Source organism: Pseudomonas triticicola, from assembly GCF_019145375.1.
GTDB lineage: Bacteria > Pseudomonadota > Gammaproteobacteria > Pseudomonadales > Pseudomonadaceae > Aquipseudomonas > Aquipseudomonas triticicola.
The window spans coordinates 2,022,518-2,042,739 of sequence record NZ_JAHSTX010000001.1; the positions used below are offsets into that span (position 1 = coordinate 2,022,518).

General features: G+C 59.1%; 19 protein-coding genes. 9 read left to right on the top strand and 10 right to left on the bottom strand.

Going from position 1 to position 20,222, the window contains the following annotated elements:
- Nucleotides 1–198: 198 nt before the first annotated feature.
- The 5 genes from KVG85_RS08945 to KVG85_RS08965 all read left to right on the top strand — a co-directional run bounded on the left by KVG85_RS08945 (nucleotide 199) and on the right by KVG85_RS08965 (nucleotide 5,478).
- A complete protein-coding gene (locus tag KVG85_RS08945) occupies nucleotides 199–2,022 on the top strand; it encodes an NAD(P)/FAD-dependent oxidoreductase (protein WP_217863618.1) in 1,824 nt (607 codons plus the stop codon).
- 114 nt (nucleotides 2,023–2,136) lie between these two features.
- Complete coding sequence (locus tag KVG85_RS08950) at nucleotides 2,137–3,141, top strand: NAD(P)-dependent oxidoreductase (RefSeq protein ID WP_217863619.1); 1,005 nt, start codon at nucleotides 2,137–2,139, stop codon at nucleotides 3,139–3,141.
- A gap of 86 nt (nucleotides 3,142–3,227) precedes the next feature.
- On the top strand, nucleotides 3,228–3,794 hold the full coding sequence (locus tag KVG85_RS08955) for a GNAT family N-acetyltransferase (protein ID WP_217863620.1): 567 nt from the start codon (nucleotides 3,228–3,230) through the stop codon (nucleotides 3,792–3,794).
- An 84-nt stretch (nucleotides 3,795–3,878) separates the two neighbouring features.
- Nucleotides 3,879–4,784, top strand: coding sequence for a LysR family transcriptional regulator (locus KVG85_RS08960; protein ID WP_024012654.1), 906 nt, complete (start codon nucleotides 3,879–3,881; stop codon nucleotides 4,782–4,784).
- 136 nt (nucleotides 4,785–4,920) lie between these two features.
- Complete coding sequence (locus tag KVG85_RS08965) at nucleotides 4,921–5,478, top strand: flavin reductase family protein (protein ID WP_056785061.1); 558 nt, start codon at nucleotides 4,921–4,923, stop codon at nucleotides 5,476–5,478.
- Between the two features lie 45 nt (nucleotides 5,479–5,523).
- Here KVG85_RS08965 and KVG85_RS08970 read toward each other — a convergent pair whose 3' ends face one another.
- Nucleotides 5,524–5,739 carry an Atu4866 domain-containing protein gene (locus KVG85_RS08970; protein WP_050977888.1) on the bottom strand — a complete coding sequence of 72 codons (216 nt, stop codon included), beginning with the start codon at nucleotides 5,737–5,739 and terminating at the stop codon, nucleotides 5,524–5,526.
- 304 nt (nucleotides 5,740–6,043) lie between these two features.
- Nucleotides 6,044–6,877, bottom strand: a complete 834-nt coding sequence (locus tag KVG85_RS08975) for an oxidoreductase (RefSeq protein WP_217863621.1) — start codon at nucleotides 6,875–6,877, stop codon at nucleotides 6,044–6,046.
- 295 nt (nucleotides 6,878–7,172) lie between these two features.
- Here KVG85_RS08975 and KVG85_RS08980 point away from each other — a divergent pair, with 295 nt between their 5' ends.
- Both KVG85_RS08980 and KVG85_RS08985 read left to right on the top strand, forming a co-directional pair.
- Entirely contained in the window at nucleotides 7,173–7,604 is a 432-nt protein-coding gene (locus tag KVG85_RS08980) for a DoxX family protein (RefSeq protein ID WP_122601593.1), read from the top strand.
- A 60-nt stretch (nucleotides 7,605–7,664) separates the two neighbouring features.
- The gene (locus KVG85_RS08985) at nucleotides 7,665–8,600 is read left to right on the top strand and encodes an NADP-dependent oxidoreductase (protein WP_122610076.1); all 936 of its coding nucleotides are present in this window, start codon (nucleotides 7,665–7,667) and stop codon (nucleotides 8,598–8,600) included.
- Here the strand turns inward: KVG85_RS08985 and KVG85_RS08990 are convergent.
- The 4 genes from KVG85_RS08990 to KVG85_RS09005 form a co-directional block, all read right to left on the bottom strand.
- Nucleotides 8,578–11,637 carry an efflux RND transporter permease subunit gene (locus KVG85_RS08990; RefSeq protein WP_217863622.1) on the bottom strand — a complete coding sequence of 1,020 codons (3,060 nt, stop codon included), beginning with the start codon at nucleotides 11,635–11,637 and terminating at the stop codon, nucleotides 8,578–8,580. The two genes, KVG85_RS08985 and KVG85_RS08990, sit on opposite strands and share 23 nt — an antisense overlap.
- A complete protein-coding gene (locus tag KVG85_RS08995; RefSeq protein ID WP_217863623.1) occupies nucleotides 11,634–12,743 on the bottom strand; it encodes an efflux RND transporter periplasmic adaptor subunit in 1,110 nt (369 codons plus the stop codon). Before KVG85_RS08995 ends, KVG85_RS08990 begins: the two co-directional genes overlap by 4 nt.
- A 410-nt stretch (nucleotides 12,744–13,153) precedes the next feature.
- Nucleotides 13,154–13,780, bottom strand: coding sequence for a TetR/AcrR family transcriptional regulator (locus KVG85_RS09000; RefSeq protein ID WP_016774383.1), 627 nt, complete (start codon nucleotides 13,778–13,780; stop codon nucleotides 13,154–13,156).
- Nucleotides 13,781–13,914: 134 nt separating this feature from the next.
- Nucleotides 13,915–15,237: an APC family permease gene (locus KVG85_RS09005; RefSeq protein ID WP_225926659.1), complete on the bottom strand. Its 1,323-nt coding sequence runs from the start codon at nucleotides 15,235–15,237 to the stop codon at nucleotides 13,915–13,917.
- 546 nt (nucleotides 15,238–15,783) lie between these two features.
- Between KVG85_RS09005 and KVG85_RS09010 the strand changes: the two genes are divergently transcribed.
- A complete protein-coding gene (locus KVG85_RS09010) occupies nucleotides 15,784–16,146 on the top strand; it encodes a DUF6124 family protein (RefSeq protein ID WP_136493562.1) in 363 nt (120 codons plus the stop codon).
- Between the two features lie 129 nt (nucleotides 16,147–16,275).
- On the opposite strand, the gene KVG85_RS26135 is transcribed toward KVG85_RS09010, so the two are convergent.
- The 4 genes from KVG85_RS26135 to KVG85_RS09030 form a co-directional block, all read right to left on the bottom strand.
- Nucleotides 16,276–16,485: a YHYH domain-containing protein gene (locus tag KVG85_RS26135; protein WP_367615309.1), complete on the bottom strand. Its 210-nt coding sequence runs from the start codon at nucleotides 16,483–16,485 to the stop codon at nucleotides 16,276–16,278.
- Between the two features lie 160 nt (nucleotides 16,486–16,645).
- Nucleotides 16,646–17,782 carry a nickel/cobalt efflux protein RcnA gene (locus KVG85_RS09020; RefSeq protein WP_217863624.1) on the bottom strand — a complete coding sequence of 379 codons (1,137 nt, stop codon included), beginning with the start codon at nucleotides 17,780–17,782 and terminating at the stop codon, nucleotides 16,646–16,648.
- A 7-nt stretch (nucleotides 17,783–17,789) separates the two neighbouring features.
- Nucleotides 17,790–18,089, bottom strand: a complete 300-nt coding sequence (locus KVG85_RS09025) for a metal-sensing transcriptional repressor (protein WP_122601586.1) — start codon at nucleotides 18,087–18,089, stop codon at nucleotides 17,790–17,792.
- Between the two features lie 373 nt (nucleotides 18,090–18,462).
- Nucleotides 18,463–19,356 carry an AraC family transcriptional regulator gene (locus KVG85_RS09030; RefSeq protein ID WP_217863625.1) on the bottom strand — a complete coding sequence of 298 codons (894 nt, stop codon included), beginning with the start codon at nucleotides 19,354–19,356 and terminating at the stop codon, nucleotides 18,463–18,465.
- 272 nt (nucleotides 19,357–19,628) lie between these two features.
- Here KVG85_RS09030 and KVG85_RS09035 point away from each other — a divergent pair, with 272 nt between their 5' ends.
- On the top strand, nucleotides 19,629–20,141 hold the full coding sequence (locus KVG85_RS09035; RefSeq protein WP_217863626.1) for a nuclear transport factor 2 family protein: 513 nt from the start codon (nucleotides 19,629–19,631) through the stop codon (nucleotides 20,139–20,141).
- Nucleotides 20,142–20,222: the final 81 nt, after the last annotated feature.

Below are 20,222 nucleotides of genomic sequence, written 5' to 3' on the forward strand. Positions count from 1 at the left end.
GATGAAAAGCTCGTTGCGGGGGAATTTCGCGCCGAGTGACACAGTGTCATCCGCGATTCTCGAATTTGTGACATGTCGCCTGTGCCAAGCCTTGTCGGCCTTTGCATCAAACGCTCTGGCCCGCGTCTTTCAAGGAGATGGCCCAAGCCTTGCTCTGATGCCATGGCTTACCAAAACAACAAGATCGGGAGTGGCCCCATGAACATCGCTATTGAAACCCCTTTGCAATCGCCAACAGCGCAACTCGCCGCTTGGGTCGAACGCCTCGGCGAACGTCTGGCGCAACGAGATGTGGACGGCACGCTGGAGCTGTTTGCCGAAGAATGTCACTGGCGTGACTTGCTGCTGTTCAGCTGGAACCTCGTCACCCTGGAAGGCAAACCGGCGATTCGCGACATGCTGGAAACACGCCTTGAGCAGACCCGGCCCGAACGCTGGCAACTCGAAGGTGAAGCCACGCTTAGCGATGGCGTGCTTGAAGGCTGGATGAGCCTGGAAACCGACTCGGCGCGCGGCAAAGGCTACGTGCGCCTGAAGGACGGTTTGTGCTGGACGCTGCTGACCACCATGCGCGAACTCAAGGGTTACGAAGAACCCAGCGGCCGCCGCCGGCCCATGGGGGCGAGCCACGGCCATGCCCACGCTGACAAGCGCAACTGGCTGGAGCGCCGCCGCGATGAAGAAGCGGCGCTGGGCATCACCACGCAACCGTACTGCCTGATCGTCGGCGGCGGTCAGGGCGGGCTCGGCCTCGGCGCAAGGCTCAAACGCATGGGCGTACCGACGCTGATCATCGACAAAGCCGAACGCCCCGGCGATCAATGGCGCGGCCGCTACAAGTCTTTGTGCCTGCACGACCCGGTCTGGTACGACCACATGCCCTACCTGCCCTTCCCCGACCACTGGCCGGTGTTCACCCCGAAAGACCAGATCGGCGACTGGCTGGAGATGTACACCAAAGTCATGGAACTCAACTACTGGCCGCGCACTGAATGCCTCGGCGCTACGTTCGATGAACAGACTGATCGCTGGACCGTGGAGGTCCTGCGCAACGGCGAGCCCGTCACCCTGCAACCGACGCAACTGATCCTCGCCACCGGCATGTCTGGCGTACCGAATGTGCCGGTGTATCCCGGCGCCGAAGACTTCCAGGGCCAGCAACATCACTCCAGCCGTCACCCCGGCGGCGATGCGTGGAAAGGCAAGCGCGCAGTGGTCATCGGCGCGAACAATTCAGCCCACGACATCTGCGCCGATCTGGTGGAAAACGGCGCCGAGGTGACCATGGTGCAACGTTCGAGCACGCACATCGTGCGTTCGGACAGCCTGATGGAACTGGTTTTCGGCGGGCTTTATTCCGAAGAGGCGCTCGAGTCGGGGCTGACCACGGATAAGGCCGACCTGCTGTTCGCCTCGATTCCGTACAAGGTCATGCCACAGTTTCATCGGCCGATCTTCGACGCGATCAAGGAGCGCGACAAGGACTTCTATGAACGCCTGAGCCGGGCGGGTTTCATGCTCGATTTCGGCGATGACGAATCGGGTTTGTTCATGAAATACGTACGCCGTGGCTCGGGTTACTACATCGACGTCGGCGCCTCGGAACTGATCGCCAACGGCACGATCAAGCTCAAGAGCGCGCCGGGCCTCGGTGTCGAACGCATCGAAGCGGATGCGGTGGTGCTCACCGATGGCAGCCGCTTGCCGGCCGATCTCATCGTTTATGCGACAGGTTATGGCTCGATGAACGGCTGGGCCGCGAAGCTGATTTCCCAGCAAGTCGCCGACAAGGTGGGGCGCTGCTGGGGCCTGGGTTCCGGCACCACCAACGACCCCGGCCCGTATGAAGGTGAACTGCGCAACATGTGGAAGCCGACCCAGCAGCAAAACCTCTGGTTCCACGGCGGCAACCTGCATCAGTCACGGCACTATTCGCTGTATCTGGCGTTGCAGTTGAAAGCCCGTTTCGAAGGCCTTGACACCGATGTTTATCGCCTTGCAGAGCGCCATCATCTGGGCTGATTCCTCAAGTGGTCGTTCGTCGGTGCGCAGACCAAGCGCACCGGCGAACTGGAAAGTGCGTGCTAGGGTGTCTAGCCCAAGCACGTTTCAATCCAGGAAAAATGAGGAGGATTCATGCCACTTCATCCCATTCTGTTCATGGGCGGCTCCGGCGCCATCGGCCATCAGACGGCCCGCGCATTGCGCGTGGCGCATCCCGACGTCCCCTTGCTGATCGGCGGACGCGACCTCGCCAAGGCTGAGCAAACCGCCGAGCAAATCGGCAATGCCCAGGGTGTGGTCATCGATGCTCGCGCAGATGATCTGGGGCTGGGTGATCGCCCGGTCAGCGCCATCGCCCTGTTCTACATGGACCATGCCCTCGCCGGGCTGCGCTTTGCGCAAAAGCGCAAGGTGCCGCACCTGAGCATCTCTTCCGGGGTGTTCGAAATCGCCCCGCAAATCGCCAGTTTCATTCACACCCCCGACGCGTCGCCCATTGTCCTCGGCTACGAATGGATGGTCGGCGCCACCACCGTCGCAACGCTGCACATCGCCAAGGCATTCGCCCGCGTGCACGACATCCGCATTCATGCCCTGGTCGACGAACAGGACGGCGGCGGCCCGACCGTAGCCGTCGATTTCGAGCACCTGAACAAAATGCTGCCCGCCGCGCTGACCCGCCGTGACGGCGAATTCATCTGGCGTGAAGGCGACGATGCCAAGGTCAGCTTCCGCGCCGTCGACGGCACGACCCTGCAGGGCGCCGGCTTCTCCTCCATCGACGTGACAGGCCTGGCCGCCGCCACCGACGCCCCGAACGTCGAGTTCAACCTCGCCAGCGGCGTCAGCTCGACCCGGCGTCAGGGCCAGCCGATGTCGACGGAAATACTCATCGAACTTGAAGGCACGGATCACGATGGCCAGCCATTGCGCACCCGCCACGCCGTGGTTCACCGATCAGGCGCAGCGGCGTTGACCGGGCTCAGTGTGGCCATGTTGCTGGAGCGGCTGGTTGGGCTGGATGGGCAAGCGCCGGTAAGGCCGGGGCTGTATTTTCCGTATCAATTGCTGGAGGCGCAGGTGTTTTTGCAGCGGTTGAAAGAGGACGGTGGGGAGCTGATCGAACTAGTTGAGTGAGACCGCGCACAGGTCGCTCGACACTTGAACTGCTCGTTTGAGAGAGTACCGGTCCTGCCCGCCACTGCTCGCAAGGATTGATTGCCATGGATTGCATCCCCACGCTTTACACCCGCCGCCTGATCCTCACGCCGCTGCAACTGAGTGATGCAGCGGCGGTGCAACAATTGTTTCCGCAATGGGAGGTCGTGCGCTATCTCGACAGCCGCGTTCCGTGGCCGTATCCGGACGACGGCGCGCTTGTTTACGTCCGCGATGTCGCGCTGCCCGCGATGGCTGCCGCAAAGGAATGGCACTGGATGATCCGCACCCGCGTTCAGCCCGAGAGCTGCATCGGCAGTATCAGCCTGTTTGATCAACCGGGTAACCATCGAGGCTTCTGGCTCGCCCCTCAGTTTCAGGGCAACGGCTACATGCGCGGGGCCTGCAAGGTGATCAATGCCTACTGGTTCGATACGTTGATGCGCCCATTGATGCAGGTGCCCAAGGCCGCCGCCAACCACGCCTCGCGCAAGATTTCCGAAGATGAAGGCATGCGGATGGTTGACAGACGGGACGGCCAGTTTGTGTCGGGGCCGATGCCTGTGGAGGTGTGGGAGATCACGCGCAGCGAATGGCTTGCCGAAGAAACAAACCGGTCAATTGATTGTTAGAGCCGATCAAGTGCTCGATCTTGCGTATATGCTGCTGTCTGCAAAATCAGGACAAGTACTCCCCAAACGTTCGAGACAGTAGAAATGATCTCCGATCCAGGAACACCAACGCTTGATCAACTGAAAGTATTTCTGACGGTTGTAGAAGTGGGCAGTTTTGCCGCTGCGGCCAGAAAACTGCATCGCGCGACATCGGTGGTGAGTTACTCCATTTCCAATCTGGAGATGCAGCTCGGGGTTTCACTGTTTGACCGCAAAACCACGCGCAAACCGCAACTGACGGAGGCAGGTCGAACCGTCCTGGCTGAAGCACGCACTATTACCAACGGCGTAAATGGGCTGCGCGCAAAAGTCTCCGGTTTGCTGCATGGGCTTGAAGCAGAAGTTCACCTCGCGCTCGATGTAATGCTCCCTGCCGAGCGAGTAGTCGATGCGTTAAGGACCTTCAGGGAAGAATTTCCTACCGTCACTTTGCACTTGCACATGGAAGCCTTGGGGGCAGTGACTCAACTGGTGATGGAGAAGAAAGCTGGAGTCGGCATCAGCGGTCCGCTGGACATTGGCCTGGACGGCATCGAGCGCATCGGCGTGGGCAGTGTTCAATTGATACCGGTCGCCGCGCCTGCACACCCGCTTGCAACCGAGTGTTCCAAATCCCCTGGCGCTGCCAGAGAGTTTGTTCAATTGGTGCTATCGGATCGTTCAACGCTTACGGGTGACAAGGACTTTGCCGTCGTGAGCACTCGCACTTGGCGACTGGCGGATCTGGGCGCCAAACACATGCTTCTCAAAGAGGGCATCGGATGGGGGAATATGCCGGTGCCCATGGTTCAGTCTGACCTGGACGAAGGACGCCTGGTCGAGCTTGATATGCCCGACTGTAAAGGCGGCACCTATGCCTTCGATGCGATTTATCGAACCGACTCGCCGCCCGGTCCGGCTGGGCAGTGGCTGATCAAGCGGTTCGGCGAACAGCTCTTGCCGACGTAAGCAATTCAGGGAAAGAGCAAAAATCCGACAGCCTGAGCAAGGCTGCCGGAGAGATGCATGTCAAAAAGCAGGAAAGTTGAATTGTCGAAAGCGACTGACAACAACTGTTTATCCTCTTTTGATCCCCGGAGGCGCCATGACCGCATTTCGAAAATCCGACTTCCCTTTGAGCGAGGTTCGCCAGCATCTGGAAACCGGCCCCATCGTCCTGGTGACCTCCGCCTGGCAAGGTGAAACCAACATTATGACCATGGGTTGGCACATGATGATGCAGTTCTCCCCCGCCCTGTTTGGCTGCTACATCTGGAGTGCAAACCACAGCTACGAGCTGATCCACAACAGCCAGCAGTGCGTCATCAACGTGCCCACCGTCGAATTGGTGGACCAGGTTGTTGCCGTCGGCAACAGCAGCGGTGGCGCCATCGACAAGTTTGCCCAATTTGACCTCACAGCCGCCCCCGCAGAACGGGTAAAGGCCCCGTTGATCAAAGAGTGCTACGCCAATTTCGAGTGCAAGCTGTTCGACTCCAATCTTATCGGCGAGTACGGTCTGTTCGTGTGGGAAGTGGTCAAGGCGCATGTGGCTACGTCGGTGAAAAATCCCAAAACCCTGCATTACCGCGGGCAGGGGAAATTTATGGTGGCGGGCGAAACCCTGGATTTGCGCGATCAATTCCGCCCACAGAATCTGTAATACGACACTAATAAAAAAGCCGGAATGTTCATTCCGGCTTATGCGTCAGCGCTCGGGATATAACACCATGCCCGCGTGGTACAGCACGTTATCTCGAAACTCTCCGTCTGCGGTGAAGCCAGTATCGTCCACATACTCGATGTGGTCGCCTTCCAGCCAGTAGTGCCCTTGATAAGCGCTTTTTTGCCGGCCGCGAGCCTCGTCATATCGCCCTCTTGGCAGCAACTCATGGCGAATATGACCGTCGGCTGTCACCCACATGCCAACGTACTTGCCCTGATCGTCGGCTGGATTTGCCGTGGCGTGTTCTTGCGCATCAGGGGTTACGCGAATTTCGACATCGGACATTTTAGAACTCCTGTTTTCAGATCAGAGTTTCCTGCCGTTCAGCAGGACTTGAAGCAAGAGTAAAAAGTCGCGACGCGGTGCCGTTATGCAATTCCTGCGCAGGTTTTACCCAATGCTCCAGGCGCTCGCAGAAACGTCTAGGCAGAGGACTAAGCGAACTAGGCCAATGGCTGCAGGCAATAGACAGCGTCCATGCCATCAGTGCGGGCTTCGCCTGTCAGGCCGTCGGGAAGTCCGCGCCACGGGCGGTAGATTCCCATGCGCTGAACTCGCGGCCCATGGCGGCAAGCTTCGCCTGCGCTGCCTCATAGGCTTCATTGCCCAACAGCAGGCGCGCCGGCGGCGCTGCGCAGGTAACCGCGGCGTAGATTGCCGCTGCCGCCCTGGCTGGGTCGCCAGCTTGATTGCCAACAGATTGCTGGTATGCGCGCATCGCAGCGCCGGCGGTTGCCTGGTAATCCTCGGCCACCGTTTGCGCGGCGCCCGAAGACCCCGCCCATTGGGTTCTGAAGGCGCTGGGCTGAACGGTCATCACGCCGATACCCAGTGGCGCAACTTCGGCGCGCAGACTTTCCGACAGACCCTCCACGGCGAACTTCGTCGCGCAGTAATGGCCGACCGCTTCGAACCCGACCAGACCGCCTACCGATGTGAGGTTGACGATCATGCCGGTGCGCCGCTTGCGCATGCCTGGCAGTACTGCGCGAATCATATTGGCCGTGCCGAAGTAGTTGACCTCGAACATCCGCCGAACAGCTTCATCGTCGCTGTCTTCTACCGATGAGAAATAGCCAACGCCGGCGTTATTGATCAGCACGTCCACGCGCCCGAAGCGATGCTCGGCCGCCTGTACGACCTGCATCGCCTGCGCCGGATCGGTCACGTCCAGAGGCAGAATCAAAGCGTCGCCGAGGGCGGCCAGATCCTCGATCTGCTGTGTGTTGCGCGCCGTGCCCACCACACGCTCACCCTCATTCAGCAGCGCCGTGGCAATGTGGCGACCGAACCCGGTGGAACAGCCTGTAACCAACCAAACCTTAGTCTCGTTCATTGCAGTACTCCTCTTGATAGCGGCGGTTCAGGATTCGGCTGAACCGCGTTCGAGACCAACGTACCGAATCCGCCCCGCCGCTGTTATCCGATTAGTCCGCGACATTTGCCTGATCCTGCTCACCAACACACGTCGCTGACCACAGTGGAAGGTCCACTTCGATTTCTGCTGCATTTCTATTTTTTCGAACCTGATCATCGAAACTTGTCGGCTATTGCGCAAAGCTGCGCGGTGACATCATCTGCTCCACAACGGCGCTTCATGGTGAAGCGCTGAAATCAGCGGAATCCACGTCATGTCCCACGCAGCCACAATTTCCAGCGTCACTGCTTCAACGTCTTCCAACCTCAACAGCAGCGTTTCCTTGATCGGGCGGATTCTTCTGAGCGCGATCTTCATTCTTTCGGGCCTGTCGAAAATCGCGGCACCGGCCATGATGATTGGCTACATCGGCTCTGTCGGGTTGCCTTTTCCCGCACTGGCGTTGGGCGTAGCGATTGCTGTCGAGGTTCTCGGCGGCGTAGCGTTGATCGCCGGTTATCGCACACGTACCACCGCAGCGCTGTTGGCGATTTTCAGCGTACTGACCGCACTGATTTTCCATAACGCCCTGGCGGACCAGAATCAGTTCATTCACTTCTTCAAGAATATCGCCATGGCCGGTGGGCTCTTGCAGATCGTTTCTTTCGGCGCAGGGCGTTTCAGCCTCGACGCACGTCGCCACTAATCGAATCGCCGGCGCGTCCATTTCTTCCGACGAGCCTTGACCATCACAACGGAGAGAATCATGAAAGCGATCCAAGTCGCGCAGTACGGCCAGGCAGAAGCGCTGGAGCTCAAAGAACTTGCGGATCTGAAACCCAATGACGATCAGGTGTTAATCAATGTTGCCGGTAGTGGGATCAATCCAATCGATTGGAAAATCCTCTCCGGTGCCATGCAGCAATTCATTCCTCTGCCACTGCCCTACACGCCTGGCGTGGAAGTCTCAGGCACAGTCGCCGCGGTGGGCAGGAATGTCAGAGACTTTGTCGTTGGCGACAAGGTGTTCGGGTTTATCGGGATTACCGGCGGATATGCGACCCAGGCCCTCTCAACGCCAGATCGTCTGGCCCTCACGCCGACAACACTATCGTTGCAAGAAGCCGGCGGCGTGCCGGCGGCAGCACTGACTGCTTGGCAAGCCTTGCATGAACACGCCGGGATTCAGGCAGGTCAAAAAGTCCTCATTCACGGCGGCTCAGGTGGCGTGGGCAGCTTCGCAATCCAGCTCGCCCGCCTTGCCGGTGCATATGTGATCGCGACCAGCTCTGCGAAGAACCACGACTATCTGCGTTCACTTGGCGCCGATGAGGTGATTGACTACACCACGGCTAAATTCGAAGACAGCGTTGCTGACCTCGATGCGGTCATTGATCTGGTCGGCGGCGAAACTCAGAACCGCTCATGGAGTGTGATCAAGCGCGGGGGCGTTCTGGTTTCCCCCGTAAGCGCACCCTCTGCACAGAAGGCAAGCGAGCACGGTGTGAGTGGCAAAAATTTCGCCACCCGCTCCGATGGCAGCCAATTGGCCGAGATTGCCGCGCTGTTCACATCCGGCAAGCTCAGCCTTGAGGCTCAAGTGGTACCGCTGACAGGAGTTGTCGACGCGGTTAAACAAAGCTGGGCCGGACACACCCGGGGAAAAATCGTGCTCGATGTCAGCGCTCAGGCCGAATCCTGAACCAGATCGCATACATCGCCGGCAGAAACACCAGCGTGATGATGGTGCCAACAAACGTGCCGCCGATCAGCGTGTACGCCAGCGTGCCCCAGAACACCGAGTGGGTCAGCGGAATGAACGCGAGAATCGCCGCCAGCGCGGTCAACAACACTGGCCGCGCCCGTTGCACTGTCGCTTCAACCACGGCATGGAACGGCGCCAGCCCTTCCTGCTCGTTGTGATGAATCTGCCCGATCAGAATCAGCGTGTTGCGCATCAGAATCCCGGACAGCGCAATCAGCCCGACCAGCGCATTGATGCCGAATGGCTGGTTGAAGATCAGCAGCGTCGGCACCACACCGATCAAGCCTAACGGCGAGGTGAGGAATACCATGATCATCGCTGAGATCGAGCGTACCTGGACGATGATGATCAGCAAGGTCATGGCGATCATGATCGGCAGCAACGGCAGAATCGCTTTGCCGGCCTTGCCGGATTCTTCGATGGCGCCCGCCTGCTCAATCCGGTAGCCGGAAGGCAGGTTTTCGATGATCGGCTGCAACTGCTGGATGATCGCGCCGGAAACGTCAGGTGGCTGCAAACCTTCGGCGATGTCGCCACGGACGGTGATGGTCGGCGTGCGATCGCGGCGGCGCAGGATCGGGTCTTCCATGCGCACTTCGACCTGGCCGATCTGCGACAGCGGGATGCGCTGCCCCGCCGCACCGACCAAGGTGAAGCCTTCGATCTGCGCCGGGTCCAGGCGGATATTGCCCGCCGCACGGCCAACGACCTGCACGGAACGGATGTCTTCGCGCACCGCCGTGATCGGCACGCCGCTGAGCAGAAACTGCAACTGCTGGGCGACCGCGCTGGACGTAAGCCCCACTGCCTGCAAGCGATCCTGATTCAGGTTGAAATGCAGCGTCGGCGTCAGCGGCCCCCAGTCAGTGTTGACGGTTCTCATCATCGGGCTGTTCTGCATCACCGCCCTGACCTGCTCGGCGATGTCGCGCAATTTCGCCGTATCAGGCCCCATCACCCGGTAGGCCACCGGAAATGGCGAATACGGGCCGAATACGATCTGCGTCGCCCGAACCCGCGCCTCTGGAGCAAGCCCTTCGGCGACCGCTTCGCGCAAACGCAACTTCAGAGTTTCACGGGCGTCCTGGCTGTCGGTCAGCACGACGATTTTGGCGAACGATGGGTCCGGCAATTCCGGCGCCATTGCCAGGAAAAACCGTGGCGCACCCTGGCCGATATAGGCGGTGACGATTTTTGCTTCATCCTGCTTGTGCAGCCAGGCTTCGACTTTGGCCGCCGCGGCGCTGGTCTGCTCGATGGACGTGCCGTAGGGCATCTGCACTTCGATCATCACTTCAGGGCGGTCAGAGGTCGGAAAGAACTGCTTCTTCACCAGCCCCATGCCCGGAATCGCAACGGCAAACAGCGCGACCACCGCACCGGCCACCAGCCATTTGCGCGTGATCACCCACGCCAGAACGCGCCGGAAACGGTTATAGCGCGGCGTGTCGTAGATTGCCGCGTGCCCGCCTTCGACTTTCTTGATGTCCGGCAACAACTTCACGCCCAGATACGGCGTGAAAGCTACGGCGACGACCCACGAAGCAATGAGCGCGATGCCAACAATCCAGAACATGTTGCTGGTGTATTCGCCCGCCGTTGATTGCGCGAAGCCGTTGGGCAGAAAGCCAATCGCCGTCACCAGCGTACCGGCCAGCATTGGCGCTGCCGTGTGGCTCCAGGCATAAGCGGAGGCCTTGATGCGGTCGTAGCCCTCCTCCATCTTCACCACCATCATTTCGATGGCGATGATCGCGTCATCGACCAGCAGCCCGAGCGCCAGAATCAGCGAACCCAAGGTGATCCGGTCAAAGTTCTTGCCGGTGGCCGCCATCACCACAAACACGATCGCCAGGGTCAACGGCACCGCCGCTGCGACCACCACGCCGACACGCCAGCCCATGCTAAGAAAGCACACCAGCATAACCACCAGCAGCGCGACAAAGAACTTGACCATGAACTCGCCAACGGCCGAGTCGATATTCACTGCCTGATCGGTGACTTTCGAGAGGGTCATGCCCAAGGGCATTTCTTCGTTGATCGTGACTGTCTCGGCATCCAGCGCCTTGCCCAGATCGAGACCGTTCCACCCCTCGCGCATGATCACGCCGAGCAATAACGCTTCTTCGCCGTTGTTGCGCACCAGGAAGGTTGCCGGGTCTTCGTAGCCGCGCTCGACCGTGGCCACGTCAGACAGCTTGAGTGTTCGGCCCTGAGCGACAACAGGCGTGTCGCGGATTTTCTGCAACGTATCGAACGCGCCATCGACGCGCAAAAACACCTCCGGCCCTTTGGTTTCGACCGACCCGGCGGGCGTCAATACGTTCTGATTGTTCAGCGCGGCGAAGATGTCCTGCGGCGACAAGCCCAGCGTCGCCAAGCGATCATGGGAAAACGAAACGAATATCCGCTCGGCCTGCTCGCCGATGATGTTGACCTTTTTCACCCCCGGCACGTGCAACAGGCGCTGGCGTAACGTCTCCGCATCGCGTACCAGCAAGCGCTGCGGCTCGCCCCTGGCTTTCAAGGCGAACAGCGCGAAGGTCACGTCGGAGAACTCGTCGTTGACCATCGGCCCGATGACACCCGCCGGCAGCTTGATTGCTTCGTCGTCGAGCTTTTTCCGTGCCTGATAAAACTCTTCCTGCACTTGCGACGGCGGTGTGCTGTCGAGCAACGAGACCATGGTGAATGCCAGTCCCGGGCGCGTGTAGGTTTCCGAGCGGTCGTACCACTTCAGCTCCTGCAAGCGTTTTTCGAGGGGTTCGGCGACCTGATCCTGCATCTCCTGCGCGGTCGCCCCTGGCCACGCCGTAATCACCGTGAGCTGCTTGACCGTGAACGGCGGATCTTCCGCCCGGCCCAATTTGAAGAACGACAGGACGCCGGCAACGGCGATCAGAAAAATTAGAAACACCGTGATCGCGCGCTGGCGCACGGCGATGGCGGAAAGGTTGAACCGGCCCTCGCTCATGGACGACTCCCGGCAATCTGGCCATCGTCGCGGTCAAGCAAGCGCACTTCTTCGCCATCGCGCAGCAGATGCGCGCCCAGCGCGACAATCGGCTCACCGACGTTGAGCTGGCCAGCGACACGGGCCGAATCATCGCTCAAGCCCAGCACCTCGACCGGGCGCCAGCTCACTGTCGCCGGTGTGCCGGCGATGACCCACACGCCGGGGCCTTTGCCCGGGTCGTAGATCGCGGCGACGGGCACTTTCAGCGCCTGATGTGGCGAAGAACCCTGAGCAATTTCGACGGTGACCGTCGAGCCGATTGGCGCATTGGCCAAACTGCCTTCGAGCACATAGCGAGCCTCGAAAGTACGAGTTGTGCTGTCGGCCGAATCGGAAAGCAGACGAAGTTTTGCGCTCACCGCAGCCGACGTATCGCCATACAGTTTTGCCTGAGCGGTTGAGCCCGGCGCGGGGCGCAAGGTCTCGGGCAGATGGACGATGGCCTCCCGCTGACCGGCCCGCGCTAGCCGCACCACCGGTTGTCCCGGACTGACGACTTGCCCGGGTTCGGCGAGGGTTTCCACCACCACGCCATCAGCGTCCGCCAGCAAAACCGCGTAACCCGAGGCGTTGCGCGCTACGTCCGCTTGCGCCACAGCGGCATTGAGCTGGGCCCTGGCGGTGTCAGCGGCGGCTTTGAACTGATCGTAGGCCGATGCCGAAATAGCGCCGGCGGCGACGAGTTTGCGATTGCGCGCTTCGTCACCGGCAGTTTGTATGGCTCGGGCGCGAGCGGCGCTCACCGCTTCTTGCTGGGCTCGCGCCTGCAGGCCGAGGTCGATCGGGTCGAGGCGCATCAGTGGCTGGCCGCGCTTGACCGTCTGCCCGGTATCAACCAGACGCTCGAGCACCTTGCCCGAAACGCGAAAGCCCAGATCGCCCTGGGTGCGCGCAGCGACGACGCCGGTGAATGATCGAGACCCATTTTCTGCCGGTTGCACCGTTGCCGATCTGACAATCGGCGCCAAGGTACGTGGATCTTTTGCGCTGGAGGAATCCCCGCACGCCGTCAGGGCCAAGGGCAACAAACATACCGCGAGGGGGAAAGGTCGGAGCCGGCGCATGGAATTCCTTTACTGAAAATAGGATGATCATCATATTCTCAGTCTTGTGACCAGTATCGTCAACAGTCACAGAGTCACCGGCCCGATTTTCAGCGTTAAATCAGAATCGATAGCTGACAGACGTACTGAGCTAGCTGGCGCTGTTCTTGTATTTCGCGCTGTACGAACCTTTGCCAGTCGAGTTTTCGTTGATCTCGACGCTGAATACGCGGCCCGCGATTGGTGTTGTTCGCGGGAGGCTGATCAACCGAGAACCCAGTAAGCAGCACTGAAATAACCAAACTGCGGCGGCCATGCTGCCCTAGTGACCATACCAGTCAACAGTCACAATCAGAACAGCGGAAATGTCGTTGCGTCAGGAACAGGATGGGGTTGGGGCGACTGATCCGAGTATTCGGATCAGCAGAGGGTCAAGGCATCAAGCTGCGCAAAATGAGGTTCGAAGTCAGCGTCGGCGCCACTTCGATGAAATCCAGATTGTGTTGCAGCATCAGTGGATTGACGAAGGGCCGCAGCGCTAGGTGGATCGATTCGACGGTCTCGTCCAGCGGCGTCCTGCGCTCGAACTCACCGGCCTCGCGCCCTTCACGGACAATGTCGGTGATAAAGCGTTTGATCTGCGCATCGTAACGCTGCGCACTTGGCCAGTTCTCACCCGCTGCAAACGCGGCAATGTCGTAGAGTTTGCGATCGTTGAAGAACAGATTCACACCCGTGGCGATCACGGTTTTTACCAGCCGACGGAAACGCTCGGTGGGCGTCAGGTCTTCTTCGTTGATCGCTTGCTCGACCGCCGCAACGATCTGCCCCAGACAGTTCGCGCAGATGGCTTCGCCAATCGCCTGTTTGGAATCGAAGAATTTGTAGATGTATGCCTTGGAGAAACCGATGGCCTTGGCCAGATCAGACACTGTGGTCTTGGCGTAGCCGTACTGGCTGAAATGCTCGTTGGCCGCCGCGACAATCTGATCACGAATGTCGTGGTCGACGGGACCACGCGGGCCGGGGAAGGATGGGGAAACTGAGGACTGATTCATGTCGGCAGCTTACTCACCCGCCCGCCGACTGACAACGTGTGACTCATTCTGAAAAACACCACCCATCCACTGTGGGAGCGAGCCTGCTCGCGAATACGCCCGCCCAAACAACACCAATTCCCCAAGCTGCTGCACTACCCGGCCTTACTGATCGCGGAAAAATTGATACGAGAAAAGCCATGCAGCAACATCCCGACAATGATCAACGCCCCCGCGCGCAACCACGTTTCCCACCCCTGCTGACTGAGCAGAACCAGACACGACACGATCGCAAGCACCGGAACGAAGGTCGGCACGCGAAAGTGGTCCTCCTCTACCCTGTCACGACGAAGAACCAGCACCGCCACATTGGTACTCAGAAAAACGAACAGCAACAGCAACACCACCGTCTCTGCCAGCGTTGCCAGCGTCCCTGTAAGTGTCAGGGCAATGGCGACCAAGGTCGTTGCGACAATGGCAGCCCAAGGGGTTTTTCGTTCAGGCAGCACCGCACCCAAAACACCCGGCAACAGCCCCAGATTGGCCATGCCATAGGTCAATCGACTGGCCATGATCATGGTTAACAGCGCACCGTTGGCGACAGCGATCAGCGCAATGAAGGAGAAGAGTGTCGGTGGAATTTGGAGGGTCGATGCGCGGACAACTTCGAGCAAAGGCGCCGACGTGGCGACCAACTTCTCGGTAGGCAACACCGAAGAAGCTGCCACACCCACCGCCATGTAAACCACACCAGCGGTGAGCAAAGCGGCGAACAAGGCGCGCGGGTAGACCTTACGCACGTCCTTGATTTCCTCCGCCAGATTCGCCGAGGTTTCGAAGCCTACGAAAGAATAGAAGGCCAACAACGCCGCCCCCAGCACCGCCAGCACGGGACTGACGCCCGGCTTGAACGTGAGCGTCCGCCCCAGATCCGCATCGCCTGTGCGGAAATACCAGACCGCAGCCACGATCACCAGAATCAACCCGGACAGCTCAATCACAGTCATCACCAGGTTTGCCCCAAGCGACTCCTTGATCCCCCGCGCGTTGAGCAGGCCGATCGCCAGGAGAAACACCAGCGCTGCAATCTGCGGCGATACGTCGACGAAGGCGTTCAAGTAATCACCGGCAAACGCCAGCGACAAACCCGCAGCGCTGGTGACCGCAGCCGCCAGCATGCAGAAACCGACCAGGAAGGAAATGAGCGGTGACTTGAACGCCTTTTCCGCGAACACCGAAGCCGCGCCGGCGTGGGGATATTTGGTCACCAGCTCCGCGTAGGAACCTGCCGTCAACATGGCGAAGAACAATGCGATCAGCAGCGGCACCCAAATCGCGCCGCCCACCTCCCCCGCGATCGTTCCGGCGAGTGCGTAAACACCCGCGCCGAGTACATCGCCGAGAATAAACAGAAACAGCATCGGGAAAGTGATAGCCCGGCGCAGAGAAGTTTTATCAGTGTGAGCCGTCACGGTCATTCCTTGGTTCAGGTGTGGAGGAGCTGGAGGGTTGTCACCTCAAACAATGGAAATGGCGCCGAAAGCAAAGTTCAAAATCTGTGATGGGGCTTGTCGGCACGACGCTATAAACATTGCCAACTCGACACCTGTGGGAGCGAGCCTGCTCGCGAAGACCCCAGCCCGATCAACACAAAACCTCAGCCAAAACCAATTCCCTAAACACCTCGTTTAAAACCGATATCCAGACTGCTCCAGCAAACTACAACGCCTTGCGCCATTGCCTACGACTACGCCAGAATCCGCCGGCTTGTGCGCCTCGGGCCGGGGTTCTATCGTTGGCCGGTCACTGAAAACAGTGATCGGGTTTGGTAGCCCGCTTTCCACATGGCGCATAACGTCATCCTATGCAGATGCTTTCGCATCGGTTTTATGGTGGCCATGCGCAGGGCGTTTTCGAGCGCGCCGGTTTTTCCATGTGGGCCGGTCTACCAACCTTCGTATGGCCACCACCCTTCGTTTGGTAGCGAGAGTGATGGCTCCCTTGGTCACATATGGAGCTTCACCATGTTCAAAGTCACGCCCAACCCGCCACAGTCAGACGCAACCTCCCCCTACGAATCCCTCGATTCAAAAAAACTCCACAAAGCCGCCGACCGCGCCCTCGACCACTACCTCAAACCCACCGACACCCTCAAAACCACGCCCTACCAGACCAGCAGCATGTTCCTCGCCAACCCGAAAACCGCCACCGAAGAATTGCTGGTCAACGCCAGCGAATCGCTAGGCTCCGCCTCGGTGATGTTGAGTGATGTGATCGGGATGGTTGAAGGATCTGCGCGCAAGACACTGCAAGGTATCGCGCAAGTGGTAATGCTCGGCGAACTGGCGGTCAATCAGGCGTTGGATAACGTCGTGCCGGTGGAGTAAACGAAAATGCCCTGTTACCGGTGAGGTGCAGAGTTTCAAATACAAGCGATGAAGGTCGGGCGTGCGCTTATGTCCCGCCCCCCACCGCGCTCATCACAAGAGCCCAGCCTTGCGCTGGGCTCTTGCCGTTTAGTGGCAGTGGTAGTCGTTGGTCTTGTGGTTGCGATGGCAACCCTTCGAGTCAGTGCCACCGCTGTGCGCAAAGGCAGCAACGGATGTAATCGATAATATTGCGGCAATCAGAATGGCGGACAGTTTCATCAGGGCTTGCTCCATGCTCGTGTTGTTATTCTTTGTGAGATGTCTCACGCGGAGCAGCGTATGGCCAGGTGCCTTCATTGAGCAAGCGACTTCTCCGAGGATTCGATCAAAGGTCGATTGCTTGCGATGGCTGGATCACTGGGCGCGAACATCAGCCACACGGCGTCGTTTGTCGGGCTGGTTATGGTGGCAGGTGGCGGCACTGAGTGCCGCAACGAAAAGCACCAACACTCCCGCCTTATGCGCTCAGGCCGATCCAGCCATGAAAGCCGACATACAGGCCGACGCCAATGATCAGCACGCTGGACAGATAAGGAGCGCGGCGCGCCACGGTTCCCAGCCACGGCCAGCGATTGGAAGCCTGCCTGGCACCGATGGCCGCAGCGGCACCGACAGTGACCAAAGTCAGCGCGAGGCCGATGCTGAAACACAGAACGAGCATGCCGCCGAGCGCGACCTCTTTGACTTGCAAGCACAGCAACAGGACAGTGATGGCAGCCGGACAGGGAATCAGGCCGCCAGTCAGTCCGAACATGACGATCTGACCCGTGGTCACTTCGCGGTTGGTGAAGCGTTTACGGATGTCGTTGGCATGAGCACGTTCGTGCGCATCCTGATAGCCATCAATCGACAGCTCCAGGCCTTCGAGTTCGGAATGCGCATGCCCGTGATCATGCTCCTGGAACGTCAGGTCGTAATCATGCGAATGCCCGGCATGTCCAAGGCTCAAGCGAGCGCTGAACTCTTGCGGTTCCGGAATATCCACCGTCGACTGCAGAAAGCCTTCACGCTCGACGAACGCGAACGATTGGCTGCTGCCGTCCGGACGCGTCGTGGTCAGGCGAACATCCGAGGCTGCCCAGGCGTGTCCGCTCAAGGTCTTCAGGCGCCAGTGCGGTGGCATGCCTTCCTCGAAGATCGACAGTTCAACACGACCATGGCCGGTATCTATTCGGTGCGTTTCATCATGATGACCATGGTCGTGTTCGCCGTGATGGTGATCATCGCTTTGCTCGAACTTGAACATCTGCTCACCGCGCCAGGTACGCCACAGCATCCACAGGGCAATCGCGATGATCAGTGCAGAGGAAGCAAGCTGGAAATACGGCTCAGTGGTTTGCGCATCCAGGCCTTTGCCCAGGTACATGCCGCCGATGGCGACCAGCCACACCACGGCGGTGTGCGAAAGCGTTGCGGCCAACCCCAACAAAACAGCCTGTTTGACCGAGCCACGGATGGCCACGATGAAGGCTGCCATCATGGTTTTCGAATGACCTGGTTCAAGCCCATGCAAGGCACCGAGCAGAATCGCGCTCGGGAAATACAGCCAGGCGTGAGCCCCGCCTTGCTGCAACAGTTCAGCGAAATCGGGCATGTCAGACCTAAAGGTACTTGGTGATTTGTTTGAAAGCTTCCAGCGGTGCGCGCTCGCCATTGCCTAGCGCCGAAAGGGTATCTTCGAGGCAGTGGTCGATGTGATCCTGGATGAGCGTGCGTTTGGCCTGGCAGATCGCTTTCTCGACCGCATGAAGCTGCTGGGCGATATCCACGCACTGACGCCCTTCTTCGATCATGGTGATGATGCCGCGCAAATGCCCGTCCGCCCGTTTGAGGCGTTTGATGATCGCCTCATGACTTTGGTGGGTGTGGGGATGGCTGTGGTCGTGTTCGTGTTCACTCATGAGTTGAGTCTCAGGGCTCGATGAATCGCTGGCATCCTATCCCCCCAGGGGGGATTAGGCAAATCGCTTGAGCGCCCTGTCGACGAGTTGAAACCTTTAACACCATGTACAGCAAAACATTGACAACCATAGTAGTAATCGCGCTTGCTTCCGCCATGTTCATGGCCTGGGCCGGGCATACCTATTCGTTGTCAGTCACCTCGGGGCAGCCAGTCTGGCAGATCGCTGAGAACGTCCATCGTTCTCACGGCGACGAGTCGTCATCCAGCCACGACCGGCGATTACCTGAGCGTCAAACAGTAGTCCGGAACACATTGAAAACGAGGCCGCAAATGCGGCCTCGTTTTTTTCTGCGCGACGAAAAGCGCTGGATTCAAATTCCACAAATGTCCGTGCGCAGCCGCCAGGCGTCTTTCGCTGGTGGCATGCCGAACAGACGGGCGTAGTCCCGACTGAACTGCGAAGGACTTTCGTAACCGACTGCATATCCCGCCTCTGCGGCGTCGACCGCTTCGGTGACCATCAGCCGACGTGCTTCCTGTAGCCGCAACTGGTTGCGAAACTCCAGCGGGCTCATCGAGGTGATCGCCTTGAAATGCGTGTGAAACGAAGAACGGCTCATGCCGGCGATTTCGACGAGTTCATCTATTCGACACGCTTCGTTGTAGTGGCTGCGCAGCCAGGCAATGGCCTTGGCAATCTGGTTCAAACGGCTGTCTGCCTGTGCCATCTGCCTGATGAGGCTGTTGCCGTTTTCGGTAAGAAGGCGATAAAGCATTTCGCGAATCACCAGCGGAGCGAGCGCTTCGATATCCCGAGGCCTGTCGAGCAACCCCGCCAGCCGAACCGCAGCATCCAGCAGTTCTGGAGTCGTATCGTTGAGCGTAATGCCTGCCGGCGGTGCACTGACGCTCTCTTCTATTAACGGATGGCGCAGCGCAAGTTCACTCAACACAGTGGTATCGAGATCCAGCGCCAGGCACAGATAGGGAACAGCCTCACTCGCCTCGATGACCGAGCCCATCACCGGAAGGTCTACCGATGCAATCAGGTATTTGGCCGGATCGTAAACATAGGCGGTAGTACCCAGCATCGCTTGTTTACGTCCTTGGGCGACAAGGCAGAGCGTTGGCTCATACACCACCGGCATAGGCATCGTGGGCGTAGCCGAGCGAATCAGGCTGATACCCGGGATCGCGGTGCTGTGAATGCCGTCATCCCGGACGTGACGACCAATGATATCGACAAGCTTTGAAAGGGAATTCAAACACAACTCCATAACGTGGGAATGCGGCGGTTAGACATCTGGTATCGGATGATCAAGCAAGAAATCAGGACGATCCTGCAACAGCCCTCCTCCGCTCATAAGTCACACTTCAGATAAGGCCCAGAGATACTGCCGTCCACACCCGCGCCCGATTCTTTGCCAATGCCTCATATAGAACAACGGCGTGTGGGAACGCAACTAGCGGCTTACAGATAACAACAACGGCCCACCCAACTCGACGGGCTCATCCGACAGATTAAGGAGCACAGGAAATGACGCTTGTTCAACGCCTCTCTACAGCGCTAGCACTGGTCCTCACTACACTCATCGCAGGGCCGGCGCCCGCCGTGGCCAGCGAACCGACTACGGAACGCAATCGACAATTCATCGCGCAAGCGTTCAACCAGTGGGCTCAGGGCGGCCGGACGTTCTTCACAGATGTCCTGTCTCCCGATGTGATCTGGACAATCAAGGGGACGAGCCCTTCGGCGGGAACTTATCGCGGCCGAGATGACTTTCTGAAACGCGCAGTCCAACCCTTCGCAAAACGGCTCGCCTCGCCCGTTCGCCCGACGGTGACGGATATCTGGGCTGAAGGCGATGACGTCGTCGTGCACTGGGACGGCACCGCCACCGCAGCTGACGGCGTGCCTTATCGCAACAGCTACGTATGGATCATGCGCATGCGAAATTTGCAGGCAGTTGAGGTCACTGCCTTTCTGGACCTGGTGCCTTATGACGACGTTATCAGGCGAATTCCGCTTGAAGCGGGCGATGGTGAATGAATAAGCCCACCAAGATGGACTGAAGGATCTGCTTGCGAGAGGCTGCAAGATATTACGCCAGTAGAGTGTCGGCTTTGGGCC

Bases quoted from the DNA above. Each gene is read 5' to 3' on its own strand.
- KVG85_RS08945 (WP_217863618.1), top strand. From the start codon at position 199: ATGAACATCGCTATTGAAACCCCTTTGCAATCGCCAACAGCGCAACTC.
- KVG85_RS08950 (WP_217863619.1), top strand. From the start codon at position 2,137: ATGCCACTTCATCCCATTCTGTTCATGGGCGGCTCCGGCGCCATCGGC.
- KVG85_RS08955 (WP_217863620.1), top strand. From the start codon at position 3,228: ATGGATTGCATCCCCACGCTTTACACCCGCCGCCTGATCCTCACGCCG.
- KVG85_RS08960 (WP_024012654.1), top strand. From the start codon at position 3,879: ATGATCTCCGATCCAGGAACACCAACGCTTGATCAACTGAAAGTATTT.
- KVG85_RS08965 (WP_056785061.1), top strand. From the start codon at position 4,921: ATGACCGCATTTCGAAAATCCGACTTCCCTTTGAGCGAGGTTCGCCAG.
- KVG85_RS08970 (WP_050977888.1), bottom strand. From the start codon at position 5,739: ATGTGGGTGACAGCCGACGGTCATATTCGCCATGAGTTGCTGCCAAGA.
- KVG85_RS08975 (WP_217863621.1), bottom strand. From the start codon at position 6,877: ATGAACGAGACTAAGGTTTGGTTGGTTACAGGCTGTTCCACCGGGTTC.
- KVG85_RS08980 (WP_122601593.1), top strand. From the start codon at position 7,173: ATGTCCCACGCAGCCACAATTTCCAGCGTCACTGCTTCAACGTCTTCC.
- KVG85_RS08985 (WP_122610076.1), top strand. From the start codon at position 7,665: ATGAAAGCGATCCAAGTCGCGCAGTACGGCCAGGCAGAAGCGCTGGAG.
- KVG85_RS08990 (WP_217863622.1), bottom strand. From the start codon at position 11,637: ATGAGCGAGGGCCGGTTCAACCTTTCCGCCATCGCCGTGCGCCAGCGC.
- KVG85_RS08995 (WP_217863623.1), bottom strand. From the start codon at position 12,743: ATGCGCCGGCTCCGACCTTTCCCCCTCGCGGTATGTTTGTTGCCCTTG.
- KVG85_RS09000 (WP_016774383.1), bottom strand. From the start codon at position 13,780: ATGAATCAGTCCTCAGTTTCCCCATCCTTCCCCGGCCCGCGTGGTCCC.
- KVG85_RS09005 (WP_225926659.1), bottom strand. From the start codon at position 15,237: ATGACCGTGACGGCTCACACTGATAAAACTTCTCTGCGCCGGGCTATC.
- KVG85_RS09010 (WP_136493562.1), top strand. From the start codon at position 15,784: ATGTTCAAAGTCACGCCCAACCCGCCACAGTCAGACGCAACCTCCCCC.
- KVG85_RS26135 (WP_367615309.1), bottom strand. From the start codon at position 16,485: ATGAAGGCACCTGGCCATACGCTGCTCCGCGTGAGACATCTCACAAAG.
- KVG85_RS09020 (WP_217863624.1), bottom strand. From the start codon at position 17,782: ATGCCCGATTTCGCTGAACTGTTGCAGCAAGGCGGGGCTCACGCCTGG.
- KVG85_RS09025 (WP_122601586.1), bottom strand. From the start codon at position 18,089: ATGAGTGAACACGAACACGACCACAGCCATCCCCACACCCACCAAAGT.
- KVG85_RS09035 (WP_217863626.1), top strand. From the start codon at position 19,629: ATGACGCTTGTTCAACGCCTCTCTACAGCGCTAGCACTGGTCCTCACT.